We start from the raw sequence: 13,579 nt of genomic DNA on the forward strand, positions 1-13,579 counted from the left end.
GAGGGGCTGTCTGCCCCCCTCTGGCCTTTGGCCATTCACCCCCCGAGGATATTTCCGCCAGAATGAACGGGCGCGATGGTGCTTGCCCCGCCGGGCCCGGCCCGGCAAAAGGGGGCGATGCCAGATGACGAGGCCCCGATGGACATTGCCGCCCTTGCCCGATCCGTCACCGACGGCGACCGCCGCGCCCTGGCGCGCGCGATCACCCTGGTGGAAAGCGCGCGCGCCGATCACCGCGCGGCTGCGCGGGAACTGGTGGCCGAAGTGGCTCAGGCCGGGCGGCAGGCGTTGCGGATCGGTCTGTCGGGCACGCCTGGGGTGGGGAAATCGACCTTCATCGAGGCGTTCGGCTGTTTCCTGACCGGGCAGGGGATGCGCGTCGCGGTGCTGGCGGTCGATCCGTCGTCGGCGCGGTCGGGCGGGTCGATCCTGGGCGACAAGACCCGGATGGAACGGTTGAGCCGTGACCCGCGCGCCTTCATCCGCCCCTCGCCCAGCCAGACCCATCTGGGTGGCGTCGCGCGCCGTACGCGCGAGGCGGTCGCCCTGTGCGAGGCGGCGGGGTTCGACGTGGTGCTGATCGAGACGGTGGGCGTGGGCCAGTCGGAAACGGTGGTGGCCGAGATCTGCGACCTGTTCGTCCTGCTGCTGGCGCCCGCGGGCGGGGACGAATTGCAGGGCGTCAAGCGCGGGATCATGGAGATGGCCGACCTGATCCTTGTGAACAAGGCGGATGGTGACCTGAAGCCTGCCGCGCTCAGGACACAGGCCGATTATGCCGGTGCGCTCAGGCTTTTGCGAAAGCGGCCGCAGGACCCCGAGGGATTTCCCAAGGCGATGTGCGTCTCGGCGCTGGAAGAGGCGGGGCTGGAGCGGGCCTGGGACGAGATGCGCACGCTGGCAGACTGGCGGCGCGCGCAGGGTCACTGGGACCGCCGTCGCGCCGAACAGGCCCGGCACTGGTTCGAGGAAGAGGTCCGGCAGGGGCTTCTGGCGGCGCTGGCGCAGGGCGAGGCACGGGGCCTGATGCAAGCCCTGGGCGACCGGGTGGCCCAGGGGGCGATCACCCCCGATCAGGCCGCGGCCGATGCGCTGGCGGCGCTGGCGCAGGGCTGACCGGTTGATCCGTCGGCGGCTGCGCCAATCCGCTTGACCTTGTCTGCGATTCCCCCTAAACGACCGCGATGAATTCGGCGCGCGCCTGTTCGGGCGGCGTGCTTTGTTATCGGAAAAAGCAAGGAACACGACCATGTCGCGCGTCTGCGAACTCAGTGGCAAGGGCCCGATGGTTGGCAACAATGTCAGCCACGCCAACAACAAGACCAAGCGCCGCTTCCTGCCCAACCTGACCGACGTCACGCTGCAGTCGGACGTTCTGGGCCAGTCGTTCAAGCTGCGCATCTCGGCGGCTGCCCTGCGCAGCGTCGACCATCGCGGCGGTCTGGATGCCTACCTGGCCAAGGCCAAGGACGAAGAGCTTTCGGCCAAGGCGCTGAAGATCAAGAAGGACATCGCGAAAGCCCAGGCTGCCGCCTGATCGCTTTCTTACGTGATCCCGGAGGGCCTCGCCATACGGCGGGGCCTTTCGCATTGCGCGGGCGTGAAATCGCGCTTTTCGCGTCCGGCCCTTCGGTATAGATGAGGGTCATGAACCGGTTCCAGACGATCCTTGCCCTGCTTCTGGCGCTGATGCTGTCGTTGACCTCGGTCACGATGGCGGTTGCGCGCGGGCAGGCCACGGGCGGCGAAGCCATGGTGATCTGTTCGGGCTACGGCGTGGTCACGATCACGCTGGACGAAGACGGCAATCCCGTTGGCCCGGTCCATCTGTGCCCCGATTGCCTTGCAGGGCTTGGCCTTGCGGTTCTTCCCGACGCCCCCACCGTCCAGCGGCCCGCGTCCCGGTCTGCCGCTGTGGTGGCGGTGGCGCGGGCGCTGCCCGCGGGGGCAAGCCTGCCCCTGCCCAAGGCCCGGGGGCCGCCTGCCGCTGTCTGATCCGTCTTTATCGAATGACCCTCAGACACGCACAGGAATGAACAGATGTCCTTGAAGACAACCCTTCTGGCCGCCGTCGCGGCCGCTTTCGCCTTTCCCGCCCTTGCCGCCGACGCCATCACCGTCGTCGATCCCTATGCCCGTGTTTCGGCGATGATGTCGAAATCCGGCGCCGCCTTCATGGTGATCGAAAATCACACCGATCAGGACGATCGCCTGGTCGCCGCCGCCTCGGACGTGGCCGAGAAGGTGGAACTTCACACCCACAAGGAAGACGCCAACGGCGTGATGCAGATGATCGAGGTCGAGGAAGGCTTTGCCATCCCGGCGCAGGGCAACCACGCGCTGGCCCGCGGCGGCGACCATGTGATGTTCCTTGGCCTGACCCGCGAACTGGCCCATGGCGACGTGGTCACGGTCACGCTGACCTTCGAGAAGGCGGGCGATGTGGTGGTGGAGATCCCGGTGGATCTGGAGCGCAAGCCCGATCAGGCCGGCATGGGCCAGATGAAGCACCAGCACGGCCAGCCCGCGGGCAACTGAGCCTCGCCTGATTTCGACATCGCTGTCGGAAAAACGCGCGCCTTCGGGCGCGCGTTCGTGCATCTGGATGCTTGGCACGCGCCCCCGCCGTGCCCCTGTCCGGAGTTCGCCGCATCTTGCGCAGCCATGTGTTTCTGCCCGAAGCCCTCACCGGTGAAGAATGTGCCAGACTTGTCGAGATTGCCCGCCTCGCCGAAATGCGCGATGGCGGTCTGGTTGGGCAGGTGAAGCGTCCTGACCTGCGGCGTGCCGACCTTGTCTGGATCGACGATCTGCCCGATGCGGCCTGGGTGATGGACCGGATGCTTCGGCTTGTGGTCGAGGCGAACAGGGCCGAATTCGGCTTTGATCTGACGGATTTCGGGGAAAGCGCGCAAATCGCGCGCTACGGGGCCGAACGGCAGGGGCATTTCGGCTGGCATTCGGACATCGGCAAGGGCCAGTGGGCGGCCAAGCGGAAGCTTACGGTCGTGATCCAGCTGTCGGATCCTGCGGATTACGAAGGCGGAACGCTGGAGTTGCAGCCGGATTCCAACCTATACACCGCCCCCCGACAGCGGGGCTTCGCCACTGTCTTTCCCAGTTTCGTCCTGCACCGGGTGACGCCGGTCACCGCGGGCGAGCGGTTTTCGCTGACCCTTTGGGCGCACGGCCCCGCCTTCCGTTAGCCCCGCCTTCCGTTAGCCCCGCCTTCCGTTAGCCTTTCGCCCCGGCCAGCAGGCGATCCACCCAGGCGGGCACGATCCGCGTGGCCGGGCCGGTCAGGATCTCGTCGAAATCGTCCGCCACGGCCGAGGGTTCGGTGTTCAGTTCGACGCAATGCGCACCGGCCCGTCCGGCATCCTGCGCAAAGGCCGCCGCCGGATAGACGGTGCCCGATGTGCCAATGGCCGCGAAAAGATCGGCCTCGCGCAGCGCCGACCAGATCCTTTCCATCCCGTAGGGGTATTCGCCGAACCAGACGACATCGGGCCGGGTCGATGCCGCGCCGCAGGCGGGGCAGGGATCGGCGGGGTGCATCACGGCGGGGGCCGGCCATCGGGCATCGCAGCGCGCGCAAAGTGCCCCGTTCAGTTGCCCGTGCATGTGCAGGACCGCCCGGCATCCCGCCCGTTCGTGCAGGTCGTCCACGTTCTGCGTGACGATCAGGAAGGGGCCGGGCCAAGCCGCCTCGAGCCGGGCCAGCGCCTGATGCGCGGCGTTCGGCGCGGCCGCTGCCGCATTGGCCCGCCGGGCGTTGTAGAAGTCATGCACCAGCGCGGGATTGCGGGCAAAGCCTTCGGGCGTGGCCACCTCTGCAAGGTCGTACCTTGTCCAGAGCCCGTCCCGGTCGCGAAAGGTTCCCAGCCCGCTTTCCGCGCTGATCCCCGCGCCGGTCAGGATCACGATGCTTTTCATGTGTCCCCTTTTCTGGCATCGCAAGGGAATGAACGCATCCCGCCCGATCCCCCGCATCCTGTTCGTCTGTCTTGGAAATATCTGCCGGTCGCCGACGGCGGAAGGTGTCTTTCGCACCCTTGCCGCGCGCGAGGGGCTTGCCGTCAGTGTCGACAGCGCGGGCACCGCCGGCTGGCATGCGGGCAAGCCGCCCTACGGCCCCAGCATCGCGGCAGCAGCCCGGCGCGGTTATGACCTGAGCGATCTTCGCGCCCGTCAGTTGACCGCCGCGGATTTCGACGCCTTCGATCATGTGCTAGTGATGGACCGGGCCAATCTGGCCGATGCGGCGGCCCTGCGCCGATCCGGGGCAGAGCCGAGGCTGTTCCTGGATCATGCCCCGGAAACCGGACGGGCCGAGGTGCCCGACCCCTATCACACCCGTGATTTCGACGGGGCGCTGGATTTGATCGAGGCCGCAAGCCGCGGCCTGATCGCAAGGCTGAAGGCCGCGCAAATGCGCTGACCGCGGTCAGGCCGGGGCGAAGGCGTCTCAGCCGCCGCAATAGGCCTCGGCCGTGGCGCCGAAATTCTTGTAGCGTTCCCAGAAGGCATCGTCGGCCGCGCGCTTCGACAGCCAGACCTTGTGCGCCTCGTCCGGCTTGGAAAAGAACTTGGCCGCGCGGCGCTGGTCCGATCCGGTCAGCGTCATGTCGGCGACCTGCTGGATGCAGGCGCAGGTGGCCCGGTTGGCCGCATCGCGACCGGACTTGAGGCAGCCACGCTCGATCGGGCCTGCCAGGGCGCTGGTAACACTGAGCGGAATGATGACGGCGGCGATGACGCCGGTCAGTGCGGATTTCTTCATCTGTCTGCCTCTCGCCAGTGTGCGTGCCGCAGAAGGCGCCACGCCATGGGTCTTTTTGTGCCTTCCAATATGGCGATTCTGTTAAGTTTTTTCAAGGCGCAGCGGATTTCGGCGGATTTTCGCGCAGGGCTGGCCATGCATTGCGGCGCTTGTGGGGCGCGCCACCAGATGATGTGGGGGCCTGGTCGACAGCCGGACTTGCGGCTTGCAACCCGGATCGCGCCGACGCGTCATTTCCGTGGCAGCCACACTCCGCGCTGCACGACTCGGCACTGCACGACTCCGAACTGCGGCAGGCCGGGTCCGCCACGCAGGCGCGAGGCCAATTCTCGGGGCGAAAATGGCCGGTGCCGCGACACCGCCCGGCATCGCCGGCCACTTCCGGACCGGTCTGTTGACCATGGGCCGTTTCCATCGCTGCCGTTGCGCAATCAACGCCGTCTGGCTGCGTTGTTCCACCCTGCGCGCGCCCCCTTCCCGGCCTTGCAGGAACAGGCTATATGCCGCGCCATGACCGAGCTTTCTCAGATCCGCAACTTCTCCATCGTGGCGCATATCGACCACGGCAAATCCACCCTTGCCGACCGGCTCATCCAGATGACGGGGACGGTGGCCGAGCGCGACATGAAGGCGCAACTGCTCGACTCGATGGATATCGAGAGGGAACGCGGGATCACGATCAAGGCCAACACGGTGCGGATCGAATATCCGGCGAAGGATGGGCAGACCTACGTCCTGAACCTGATCGACACCCCCGGCCACGTCGATTTCGCCTATGAGGTCAGCCGGTCGATGCGCGCGGTCGAAGGCTCGCTTCTGGTGGTCGATGCCAGCCAGGGGGTCGAGGCGCAGACGCTGGCCAATGTCTATCAGGCGATCGACGCCGGGCACGAGATCGTGCCTGTGCTGAACAAGATCGACCTGCCCGCAGCCGACCCCGACCGCGTGAAGGAAAACATCGAGGACGTGATCGGCCTTGATGCCTCGGATGCGATCCCGATCTCGGCCAAGACGGGCCTTGGCATCCCCGATGTGCTTGAGGCGATCGTGACCCGCCTGCCCGCCCCCAAGGGCGACCGCAATGCGCCCTTGAAGGCGATGCTGGTCGACAGCTGGTATGACAGCTATCTGGGCGTCGTCGTGATGATCCGGGTGATGGACGGCGTCATCCGCAAGGGCGACCGGATCAAGATGATGCAGACGGGCGCGGTCTATGGCATCGACAAGCTGGCGGTGCTGAAGCCCAAGATGGTGGATATCCCCGAACTGGGGCCGGGCGAGATCGGCGTTCTGACCGCCTCGATCAAGCAGGTGCGTGACACAAGGGTGGGCGACACGATCACCCATGAACGCAAGCCCTGCGACAAGCCGCTGCCGGGGTTCAAGCCCGCACAGCCGGTGGTGTTCTGCGGCCTGTTCCCGGTGGACGCGAACGATTTCGAGGCGTTGCGCGACGCGATCGAAAAGCTTGCGCTGAACGATGCCTCGTTCAGCTATGAGATGGAAACCTCGGCCGCTCTCGGCTTCGGGTTCCGCTGCGGTTTTCTGGGTCTGCTGCACCTCGAGGTGATCCGCGACCGGCTTGAACGGGAATACGACCTTGACCTGATCACCACCGCACCCAGCGTGGTGTTCAAGCTGCACATGAAGGATGGCGAGGTGCGCGACCTGCACAACCCCGCCGACATGCCCGACCTGACCTATGTCGACCATATCGAAGAGCCGCGCATCAAGGCCACGATCATGGTGCCCGACGACTATCTGGGCGACATCCTGAAGCTGTGCCAGGACCGCCGTGGCATCCAGCTGAACCTGACCTATGCGGGCAACCGCGCGATGGTCGAATACGACCTGCCGCTGGCCGAGGTGGTGTTCGATTTCTACGACCGGCTGAAATCGGTGACCAAGGGCTATGCCAGCTTCGACTATCAGCTTTCGGGCTACCGCGAGGATCATCTGGTGAAGATGTCGATCCTCGTGAACGAGGAACCCGTGGACGCGCTGGCGATGATGGTGCACCGCGACCGGGCCGAGGCACGCGGCCGCGCGATGGTGGAAAAGCTGAAAGAGCTGATCCCCCGCCACATGTTCAAGATCCCGATCCAGGCCGCCATCGGCGCCCGCGTCATCGCGCGCGAAACCCTGTCGGCCATGCGCAAGGACGTGACCGCCAAGTGCTATGGCGGCGACGCCACCCGCAAGCGCAAGCTGCTGGAAAAGCAGAAGGCCGGGAAAAAGCGGATGCGCCAGTTCGGCAAGGTCGAGATCCCGCAGGAAGCGTTCATCAGCGCGTTGAAGATGGACAACTGAGCGATTCCGCCCCGGCAGGGGCAGCACGGGTCGTTCACTGATCTAGTCGCTTACCGATCGTTGCGATGCACGATGAAGGCGCGGCAATACACGCCGTATGTGCGGTAAAGTTCGACGGTGATCTGTGGGTTTTCGGCCAACCACTCGCGCAAGGCGCGACGTTCCCCCAGATCGTCCTTCGCCGCGAGTTGGTCGAAATCGTCGAACATCAGCAGGGCGCCATCCAGAAGGCCCGGGGTCAGATAGTCCAGAGCCAGTTTCGCGGGTTCGTAGATGTCGACGTCGATATGGGCGATTGCCACATGCTCGATCCCGTCATCGCGGCAGGTTCGTCCCTTCAGGCTGTCCTGGAAATAGCCGGGGATCACCTGATAGGGCACGGCACCAACACCGGCGCTGCGCATGTTGTAATGCAGGGTCTGCACGTTGGCCGAATAGTGCCCGTCGTGGAAATGCGTCGCTTCCTCGGCCAGGGATCCACCGATGCCCTTGTAGGAATCGAAAGCATGGAAGGTTCCGCAGACATTCTTCAGGGCATGCGCGGCCATGACGAACGTGCGGCCGTCAAAGACGCCGAATTCGCAATAGGCACCGCCCCTCGGGCGTAGGGTCGAGGCATACTGCGCGGCGAGGAAAAACATCCCCTCGTACATGATCCCGCTGTTCTGCCAGCCGGGCGCTGTGCGAAGGATCTTCCGTTCCGGAACGCAGAACACAACCGGCACCCCAAGGGCCTTGGCGCGCCCGAAGCCGGCATAGGCACTGCGTGCGTCGGCCTGATTGCCGCCCACGACGCAGATGACGGCGGGCCGACCGTGGTCATGGTTGTCCGCCTCAGCCACGGGCACGATCCGCACCGACGGCCCCAGCCCCGCCGCGGCAATGGCTGGCCCGAACCTCTTTTCCCCTGCGGGTGTGACAGCGGCCACGACCTCACCATCCGGGTTGAGGTCGCGATGCAGGCGGAGTTCGTCCACGACAAACTTCTGCGCCCAATTCATGGTTTCAACTGACAACGCACTCTCCACAAACACTGGCGATCCCGGGAGGACTCGAACCCCCGACCCGCCGCTTAGAAGGCGGCTGCTCTATCCAGCTGAGCTACGGGACCGTTCTGGCCCTTTTGCGGCAGGGATGCCGGTCAATCAAGGGCCTTTGTCATGAACACGCTGTTCGGATCGTCCCAGTAGCCCTCGAACGGCGGGCATTCCGCGAACCCCGCCTTGGCGTAAAGCGCGCGGGCGGCGATGAAGGTGGGCTGGATGCCGGTTTCCAGCGACAGGCGGGTGAAACCCTCGGCGCGGGCGCCGGCGATCAGGTGATCCAGCATGGCGCGCGACAGGCCACGCCCGCGTTCCTCGGCCAGCACATGCATTGACTTGATCTCGGCATGGGTGTCGTCGATCCGCTTGAAGGCGCCCATGCCCACCGGGCGCGCGCCGTCGCGCATCACGAAAAACCAGATGTCAGGGCGGTCCAGTTCGCCCGCATCCATCATGTGGATGCTTTCGGGCGGCGTGTCGGCGTGCATGTCGGCCGTATGGCGCTCAAACAGAAGGCCAAGATCGGCCCCCGTCGGCTTTTCCCGCGCGATGGAGATCATCAATGCGTCCAGGCGCCGCGCCGGTTGGTGGCGAAATTCTCGCCATAGCCCATCGGGCGGATGTTGGCCTTGCGCGGCTTCGGCAGGATCACGTCGGCGTCGATCCCGTGCGCCTTGGCATAGGCCTCCGCCGCCTCGCGGCTTTCAAAGCGAAGACGCACCTGGGCATTGGTGTCGCTGGACGAGGTCCAGCCCATCAGCGGATCGACCTCGCGCGCGCTGGCCGGGGCGAATTCCAGGATCCATTGCTGCGTCTTGGCGGTTCCCGATTGCATGGCGGTCTTCGCAGGCTGGTAGATGCGCGCGCGCATGGGCGGACTCCTTCGGTCTGGCTTGCCCTCTATTTGGCGAAAAGCCCAAGCCAAGGCAAGGCCGCAAGGGGCCGCCGATGCCGATTTCCGGAAGGTTCGGGGCAGTGGCGCACGCGCAGGGGCGCTGGCAAGAAGCTGTCGACCGGGTGCGGGGAGTGTGGGTGGGGTGTGTGGTGCGCCCGGTCGACAGCAGTAGCTGCTTGCCGGATTAGGTTGCAACAGGTTGCGGCGCGAATCAACCGAAAGATGCATTCTTCTGGGGAATTTTCGGTAAAATTGAATCGCCTTTCTCAAGACTGCCGCAACCGTGGTTAACAGAACCTTCTCACGGCCCTTGAACCAGAACAAAAACAGATCAACTCTGTGGTGCCTGACAGGAATCACCCCATGCCCCACAACAACACCAACGCTCCGGCCCCCCGGCCCGAGGTCCTGACCCGCCCCAAGCTGGAAGGCGGGCGCCGGTTCGTGATGCAGACGCCGTTTCAGCCGGCGGGCGACCAGCCCACGGCGATCGCGGAACTGGCGGGCGGGGTGATGGCGGGCGAACGCAACCAGGTGCTGCTGGGGGCGACGGGCACGGGCAAGACCTTCACCATGGCCAAGGTGATCGAGGAAACCCAGCGGCCGGCGATCATCCTTGCGCCGAACAAGACGCTGGCTGCGCAATTATACGGCGAATTCAAGGGCTTCTTTCCCGATAACGCGGTGGAATACTTCGTATCCTACTACGATTACTACCAGCCCGAGGCCTATGTGCCGCGGTCGGACACCTATATCGAGAAGGAAAGCCAGATCAACGAACAGATCGACCGGATGCGCCATTCGGCCACGCGGGCGCTGCTGGAACGTGATGACGTGATCATCGTGGCCTCGGTCAGCTGCATCTATGGCATCGGTTCGGTTGAAACCTATTCGGCGATGACGCAGGATCTGGTCGTGGGGCAAGCCTACAACCAGCGTCAGGTGATGGCCGAACTGGTGGCCCAGCAATACCGCCGCAACGATCAGGCCTTTGCCCGCGGCAGTTTCCGGGTGCGCGGCGACAGTGTCGAGGTCTGGCCCGCCCACCTTGAAGACCGCGCCTGGCGGTTTTCCTTCTTTGGCGACGAGCTTGAGGCGATCATCGAGTTCGACCCCCTGACCGGGGCCAAGACCGACACGTTCCGCCAGATCCGCATCTATGCGAATTCGCACTATGTGACTCCGCGCCCGACGATGCAGCAGGCGATCAAGGGCATCAAGGCGGAACTGGCGCAGCGTCTGGAACATCTGATCGGCGAGGGCAAGCTTCTGGAAGCGCAGCGGCTGGAACAGCGGACGAATTTCGATCTGGAAATGCTGGAGGCCACCGGCGTCTGCAACGGGATCGAAAATTACTCGCGCTACCTGACCGGACGCGCGCCGGGCGAACCCCCGCCCACCCTGTTCGAATTCATCCCCGACAATGCCATCGTCTTTGCCGACGAATCCCATGTCACCGTGCCGCAGATCGGTGGCATGTATCGCGGCGACTACCGGCGCAAGTTCACGCTGGCCGAACACGGGTTCCGCCTGCCCAGTTGCATGGACAACCGCCCGCTGAAGTTCGAGGAATGGGATGCGATGCGCCCGCAATCGGTGTTCGTCAGCGCGACGCCGGCCGCGTGGGAGCTGGAACAGGCGGGTGGGGTCTTTGCCGAACAGGTGATCCGTCCCACGGGCCTTCTGGACCCGGTGGTGGAAATCCGCCCGGTCGAGATGCAGGTGGACGACCTGCTGGACGAGGTGCGCCGCGTGGCGCAGGCGGGCTTCCGCACGCTGGTCACGACGCTGACCAAACGGATGGCCGAGGACCTGACCGATTACATGCACGAACAGGGCATCCGGGTGCGCTACATGCATTCGGACATCGACACGATCGAACGGATCGAGATCCTCCGCGACCTCAGGCTGGGGGCCTTCGACGTGCTGGTGGGGATCAACCTGCTGCGCGAGGGGCTCGACATTCCCGAATGCGGTCTGGTGGCCATCCTCGACGCCGACAAGGAAGGGTTCCTGCGGTCCGAAACCTCGCTGATCCAGACGATCGGGCGGGCGGCGCGCAACGCAGAAGGCCGCGTCATCATGTATGCCGACCGGATCACCGGCAGCATGGAACGGGCGCTGGCCGAAACAAACCGCCGCCGGGAAAAGCAGATGGCCTATAACGAGGCGCATGGCATCACACCGCAGACGGTGAAGAAGAACGTCGAGGATGTGCTGGCCGGGCTGTGGCAGGGCGACACCGACCAGTCCCGCGTGACGACCAAGGTAGACAAGCCCATGGTCGGCAGCAATCTGGCCGCCCATCTGGACGCGCTGCGCGCCCAGATGCGCAAGGCCGCCGAGAATCTGGAGTTCGAGGAGGCCGCGCGCCTGCGCGACGAGGTTAAGCGGCTGGAAGCGGTCGAACTGGCCGTGGCCGACGATCCGCTGGCCCGCCAGTCAGTGATCGACGAGGCCGTCGAGGCCGCCGTCGCCTCCTCCGGCCGGTCCACCGCGGGCCGGGCAGGCCAGCGGGGCGGGAACAAGCGGCGGGGGCGGCGCTAGGGTTTCGCGGCCTTGGCCGGTCGGGGCAGGTCGATGCCCGAACCCGTCACCCGCCCCCGGATCAGAAAGCCCGGTTCCCTGATCCGGGGGTGGCTTTCCTCCCAGTCACGATAGCGGTCGTTCGTCACGATTTGAGCGCCGAGCTGGACTGCTTGGGTCAGCAAGAGCGGATCGGCCGGTGTGCCCTTGGGGGCGACGTTGATCCGCTTGGCCGGCACGCCGAGGGCCGTCGCAAGTTGTTGTGGCCCCAGGTATCGGTCTGAAACCTTGTAGCCCACATTGGCGTCAAACCAGATCACCGGGTCAAATCCCCAGCCGACGATTTCCTGCACGACCCGTCCTACCACCTCCATTTTGGGTTCGCCGTCGTCCCAATGCATGACATTGGATCCATCGACGATAATGACCGGTCGTTTCGGCCCCAATCGGGCGAGAAGGCCGATAACCCATCGAAAGAGTTGAAAGAACAGAATTGTCAGGGCAAGGGCCGCGACGATTTCGATCAAGGAAAGGTCCGGCAGTCCGGCGGCGTGCAAATGAAGAAAGGCCCTGTCCAGCAAGGCGGCAATTTCGTCGAGGGACATGATGCATCCAAATTTCCGATAAGGGTTTGTCTGTGGGTCACAGCACCTCGGCCACCTCGTACATCACCGGCTCGAACCCCTTGCACAACGTGTTGATGTGGCGGTTCCGTTCGCGCATCTCGGGGGTGCGCAGCATGGCCTGGTAATCCTGCCGGCTGTCCCATTTCGAATAGTTGCAGATGCGGGTGCGGGCGTCGTTGACATGTAGCGCGGCGGACCGGAAGCCGGGCTGCTTCGAGATCACCTCGCGGTAGGCATCGCGCAGCGCATCTAGAAGGTCGTCGGCGGTCGCCGGGGTCATCTCGAAGGTGGTGATGACGGTCTGGCCTTGAAAATCGGCGGTGATCTGCGGCATGGTCGTGGTCCTCCTCATGCGCAAGTCTGCCAGAAAAGGCGCGGAACATCATGCAGTTCCTTGACCCGAACCACCCTTTTTTCCGCAATCCCCTTGCGAGGTGGGCCACGATCCTTCTTCCCAGCCTCTGGGGCGTGTTCGAATTCCTGACGGGACATCCGGGTTGGGGCATCCTGTTCCTGGCGGCGGGGGCCTATGCGCTGTGGGTGCTGGTCATCGGGCCGTCTCGGGGCAGGTGAGACGGCCGCGCATTTCGCCCGAGTCGCCGGCCATCGTCGAGGCGACAAGGCTGCATCCGGTCATCCTTTGCGCAAGGTCGATCATCGCCGCGCGGATGGCGCGGTGTTCGCCGGGGCGGGCAAGGCCGAGGCGGATCACCTCGACCGTGTCGTCCTTGCGAAAGACCACATAGCGCCGCCCGTCCACTGTCGTCTCGAACCGGTCGGCGCCCCACATCACCGGCGCCGGCTGGGCGCCGCAGGCGAGGCAGGGCAGGGCGAGGGCAAGGACCAGGGCGCGCATCCCACGGATGGTGGGGGATCGGGGTTAACGGAAGGTGAACGGCGGCCTGTCCGTGAGAGGCAGGAAAGGCCGGGGGCTGTTATGTCACCTTCTAATTCAACATGGCACTATCTTGTCCAGAATGAACGGACGACGGCGGGGGTTCGCAGGCTAGCCCGGATCGTCCGGAAAAGTGGGAAAGTCAGGCGTTATTGCCGTGGGTTTTCCACCAGTCCCAGATTGCGGTTTTGCCAACGCGGCGGGCGGGAAGTGCGCGGCGACTTCATCGGCGATCTGGTGGAAGGTCAAGCTTGCCACGCGTGCGGCGATGAACGCGCGCAACTCGGGGTCGCCTTCAATTTTGGGCGGGCGTCCCGGCTTGTGCTTGCGGCGATGTTCCGAAGGGGGCGCGGTGGCCTCGGGCTGGCCTGCAATGGCCCCTTGAACAGCCCCTTCAAGGGCGGCTTCAAGGGCCTTTATCGCCCTGCCCTGTGCCGCGTGGCTTGCACGGAGTTCGGCCAGGGCTGCGCGCAGTTCGGAACGGAAGTCGCTTGTCATTTC

At 65.0% G+C, this 13,579-nt stretch carries 18 protein-coding genes and 1 tRNA gene; 9 read left to right on the top strand and 10 right to left on the bottom strand.

All coding sequences use genetic code 11. From position 1 onward, the window contains the following. Positions 1-138: 138 nt before the first annotated feature. The 5 genes from meaB to E7811_RS16595 all read left to right on the top strand — a co-directional run bounded on the left by meaB (position 139) and on the right by E7811_RS16595 (position 3,206). Entirely contained in the window at positions 139-1,116 is a 978-nt protein-coding gene (gene meaB / locus E7811_RS16575) for a methylmalonyl Co-A mutase-associated GTPase MeaB (RefSeq protein WP_136395863.1), read from the top strand. A 133-nt stretch (positions 1,117-1,249) separates the two neighbouring features. Further along, complete coding sequence (gene rpmB, locus E7811_RS16580) at positions 1,250-1,537, top strand: 50S ribosomal protein L28 (protein WP_136395782.1); 288 nt, start codon at positions 1,250-1,252, stop codon at positions 1,535-1,537. Between the two features lie 110 nt (positions 1,538-1,647). Beyond that, complete coding sequence (locus E7811_RS16585; RefSeq protein WP_136395783.1) at positions 1,648-1,995, top strand: DUF2946 family protein; 348 nt, start codon at positions 1,648-1,650, stop codon at positions 1,993-1,995. Positions 1,996-2,040: 45 nt separating this feature from the next. Next, the gene (locus E7811_RS16590) at positions 2,041-2,538 is read left to right on the top strand and encodes a copper chaperone PCu(A)C (protein ID WP_136395784.1); all 498 of its coding nucleotides are present in this window, start codon (positions 2,041-2,043) and stop codon (positions 2,536-2,538) included. 116 nt (positions 2,539-2,654) lie between these two features. Continuing rightward, complete coding sequence (locus E7811_RS16595; RefSeq protein WP_246020509.1) at positions 2,655-3,206, top strand: 2OG-Fe(II) oxygenase; 552 nt, start codon at positions 2,655-2,657, stop codon at positions 3,204-3,206. Positions 3,207-3,234: 28 nt separating this feature from the next. Here the strand turns inward: E7811_RS16595 and E7811_RS16600 are convergent, their stop codons facing one another. Continuing rightward, positions 3,235-3,936, bottom strand: coding sequence for an NAD-dependent deacylase (locus tag E7811_RS16600; RefSeq protein WP_136395785.1), 702 nt, complete (start codon positions 3,934-3,936; stop codon positions 3,235-3,237). Between the two features lie 28 nt (positions 3,937-3,964). On the opposite strand from E7811_RS16600, the gene E7811_RS16605 reads away from it, so the two are divergent. Further along, positions 3,965-4,441, top strand: a complete 477-nt coding sequence (locus tag E7811_RS16605) for a low molecular weight protein-tyrosine-phosphatase (RefSeq protein ID WP_136395786.1) — start codon at positions 3,965-3,967, stop codon at positions 4,439-4,441. Between the two features lie 27 nt (positions 4,442-4,468). Here E7811_RS16605 and E7811_RS16610 read toward each other — a convergent pair whose 3' ends face one another. Continuing rightward, the gene (locus E7811_RS16610; RefSeq protein WP_136395787.1) at positions 4,469-4,783 is read right to left on the bottom strand and encodes a hypothetical protein; all 315 of its coding nucleotides are present in this window, start codon (positions 4,781-4,783) and stop codon (positions 4,469-4,471) included. Between the two features lie 510 nt (positions 4,784-5,293). Between E7811_RS16610 and lepA the strand changes: the two genes are divergently transcribed. After that, positions 5,294-7,093, top strand: coding sequence for a translation elongation factor 4 (gene lepA, locus E7811_RS16615; RefSeq protein ID WP_136395788.1), 1,800 nt, complete (start codon positions 5,294-5,296; stop codon positions 7,091-7,093). A 50-nt stretch (positions 7,094-7,143) separates the two neighbouring features. Here lepA and E7811_RS16620 read toward each other — a convergent pair whose 3' ends face one another. From E7811_RS16620 to E7811_RS16635, 4 genes are all read right to left on the bottom strand, one after another. Beyond that, a complete protein-coding gene (locus E7811_RS16620; RefSeq protein ID WP_136395789.1) occupies positions 7,144-8,094 on the bottom strand; it encodes a class I SAM-dependent methyltransferase in 951 nt (316 codons plus the stop codon). 33 nt (positions 8,095-8,127) lie between these two features. Continuing rightward, a tRNA-Arg gene (locus tag E7811_RS16625) sits at positions 8,128-8,204 on the bottom strand. A gap of 30 nt (positions 8,205-8,234) precedes the next feature. Then, the gene (locus E7811_RS16630) at positions 8,235-8,696 is read right to left on the bottom strand and encodes a GNAT family N-acetyltransferase (RefSeq protein ID WP_136395790.1); all 462 of its coding nucleotides are present in this window, start codon (positions 8,694-8,696) and stop codon (positions 8,235-8,237) included. Further along, complete coding sequence (locus E7811_RS16635) at positions 8,696-9,007, bottom strand: ETC complex I subunit (RefSeq protein WP_136395791.1); 312 nt, start codon at positions 9,005-9,007, stop codon at positions 8,696-8,698. Before E7811_RS16635 ends, E7811_RS16630 begins: the two co-directional genes overlap by 1 nt. A 387-nt stretch (positions 9,008-9,394) precedes the next feature. Here E7811_RS16635 and uvrB point away from each other — a divergent pair, with 387 nt between their 5' ends. Next, positions 9,395-11,578: an excinuclease ABC subunit UvrB gene (gene uvrB, locus E7811_RS16640; RefSeq protein WP_136395792.1), complete on the top strand. Its 2,184-nt coding sequence runs from the start codon at positions 9,395-9,397 to the stop codon at positions 11,576-11,578. Here the strand turns inward: uvrB and E7811_RS16645 are convergent. Together E7811_RS16645 and E7811_RS16650 are read right to left on the bottom strand one after the other, a co-directional pair. Next, positions 11,575-12,162 carry an NYN domain-containing protein gene (locus E7811_RS16645; RefSeq protein WP_136395793.1) on the bottom strand — a complete coding sequence of 196 codons (588 nt, stop codon included), beginning with the start codon at positions 12,160-12,162 and terminating at the stop codon, positions 11,575-11,577. The two genes, uvrB and E7811_RS16645, sit on opposite strands and share 4 nt — an antisense overlap. A 37-nt stretch (positions 12,163-12,199) precedes the next feature. Beyond that, positions 12,200-12,517 (bottom strand): antibiotic biosynthesis monooxygenase family protein, encoded by a 318-nt coding sequence (locus E7811_RS16650; protein ID WP_136395794.1) that lies wholly within the window; start codon positions 12,515-12,517, stop codon positions 12,200-12,202. Positions 12,518-12,567: 50 nt separating this feature from the next. Here E7811_RS16650 and E7811_RS16655 point away from each other — a divergent pair, with 50 nt between their 5' ends. Then, positions 12,568-12,756: a hypothetical protein gene (locus tag E7811_RS16655; protein ID WP_136395795.1), complete on the top strand. Its 189-nt coding sequence runs from the start codon at positions 12,568-12,570 to the stop codon at positions 12,754-12,756. Here E7811_RS16655 and E7811_RS16660 read toward each other — a convergent pair. Together E7811_RS16660 and E7811_RS16665 are read right to left on the bottom strand one after the other, a co-directional pair. Beyond that, the gene (locus E7811_RS16660; protein ID WP_136395796.1) at positions 12,731-13,039 is read right to left on the bottom strand and encodes a hypothetical protein; all 309 of its coding nucleotides are present in this window, start codon (positions 13,037-13,039) and stop codon (positions 12,731-12,733) included. The genes E7811_RS16655 and E7811_RS16660 overlap by 26 nt on opposite strands. A gap of 150 nt (positions 13,040-13,189) precedes the next feature. Then, on the bottom strand, positions 13,190-13,576 hold the full coding sequence (locus E7811_RS16665) for a hypothetical protein (protein ID WP_136395797.1): 387 nt from the start codon (positions 13,574-13,576) through the stop codon (positions 13,190-13,192). Between the last annotated feature and the right edge of the window lie 3 nt (positions 13,577-13,579).

The sequence above is a fragment of the Aliigemmobacter aestuarii genome, from assembly GCF_004799285.1.
Classification (GTDB): Bacteria; Pseudomonadota; Alphaproteobacteria; order Rhodobacterales; family Rhodobacteraceae; genus Aliigemmobacter; species Aliigemmobacter aestuarii.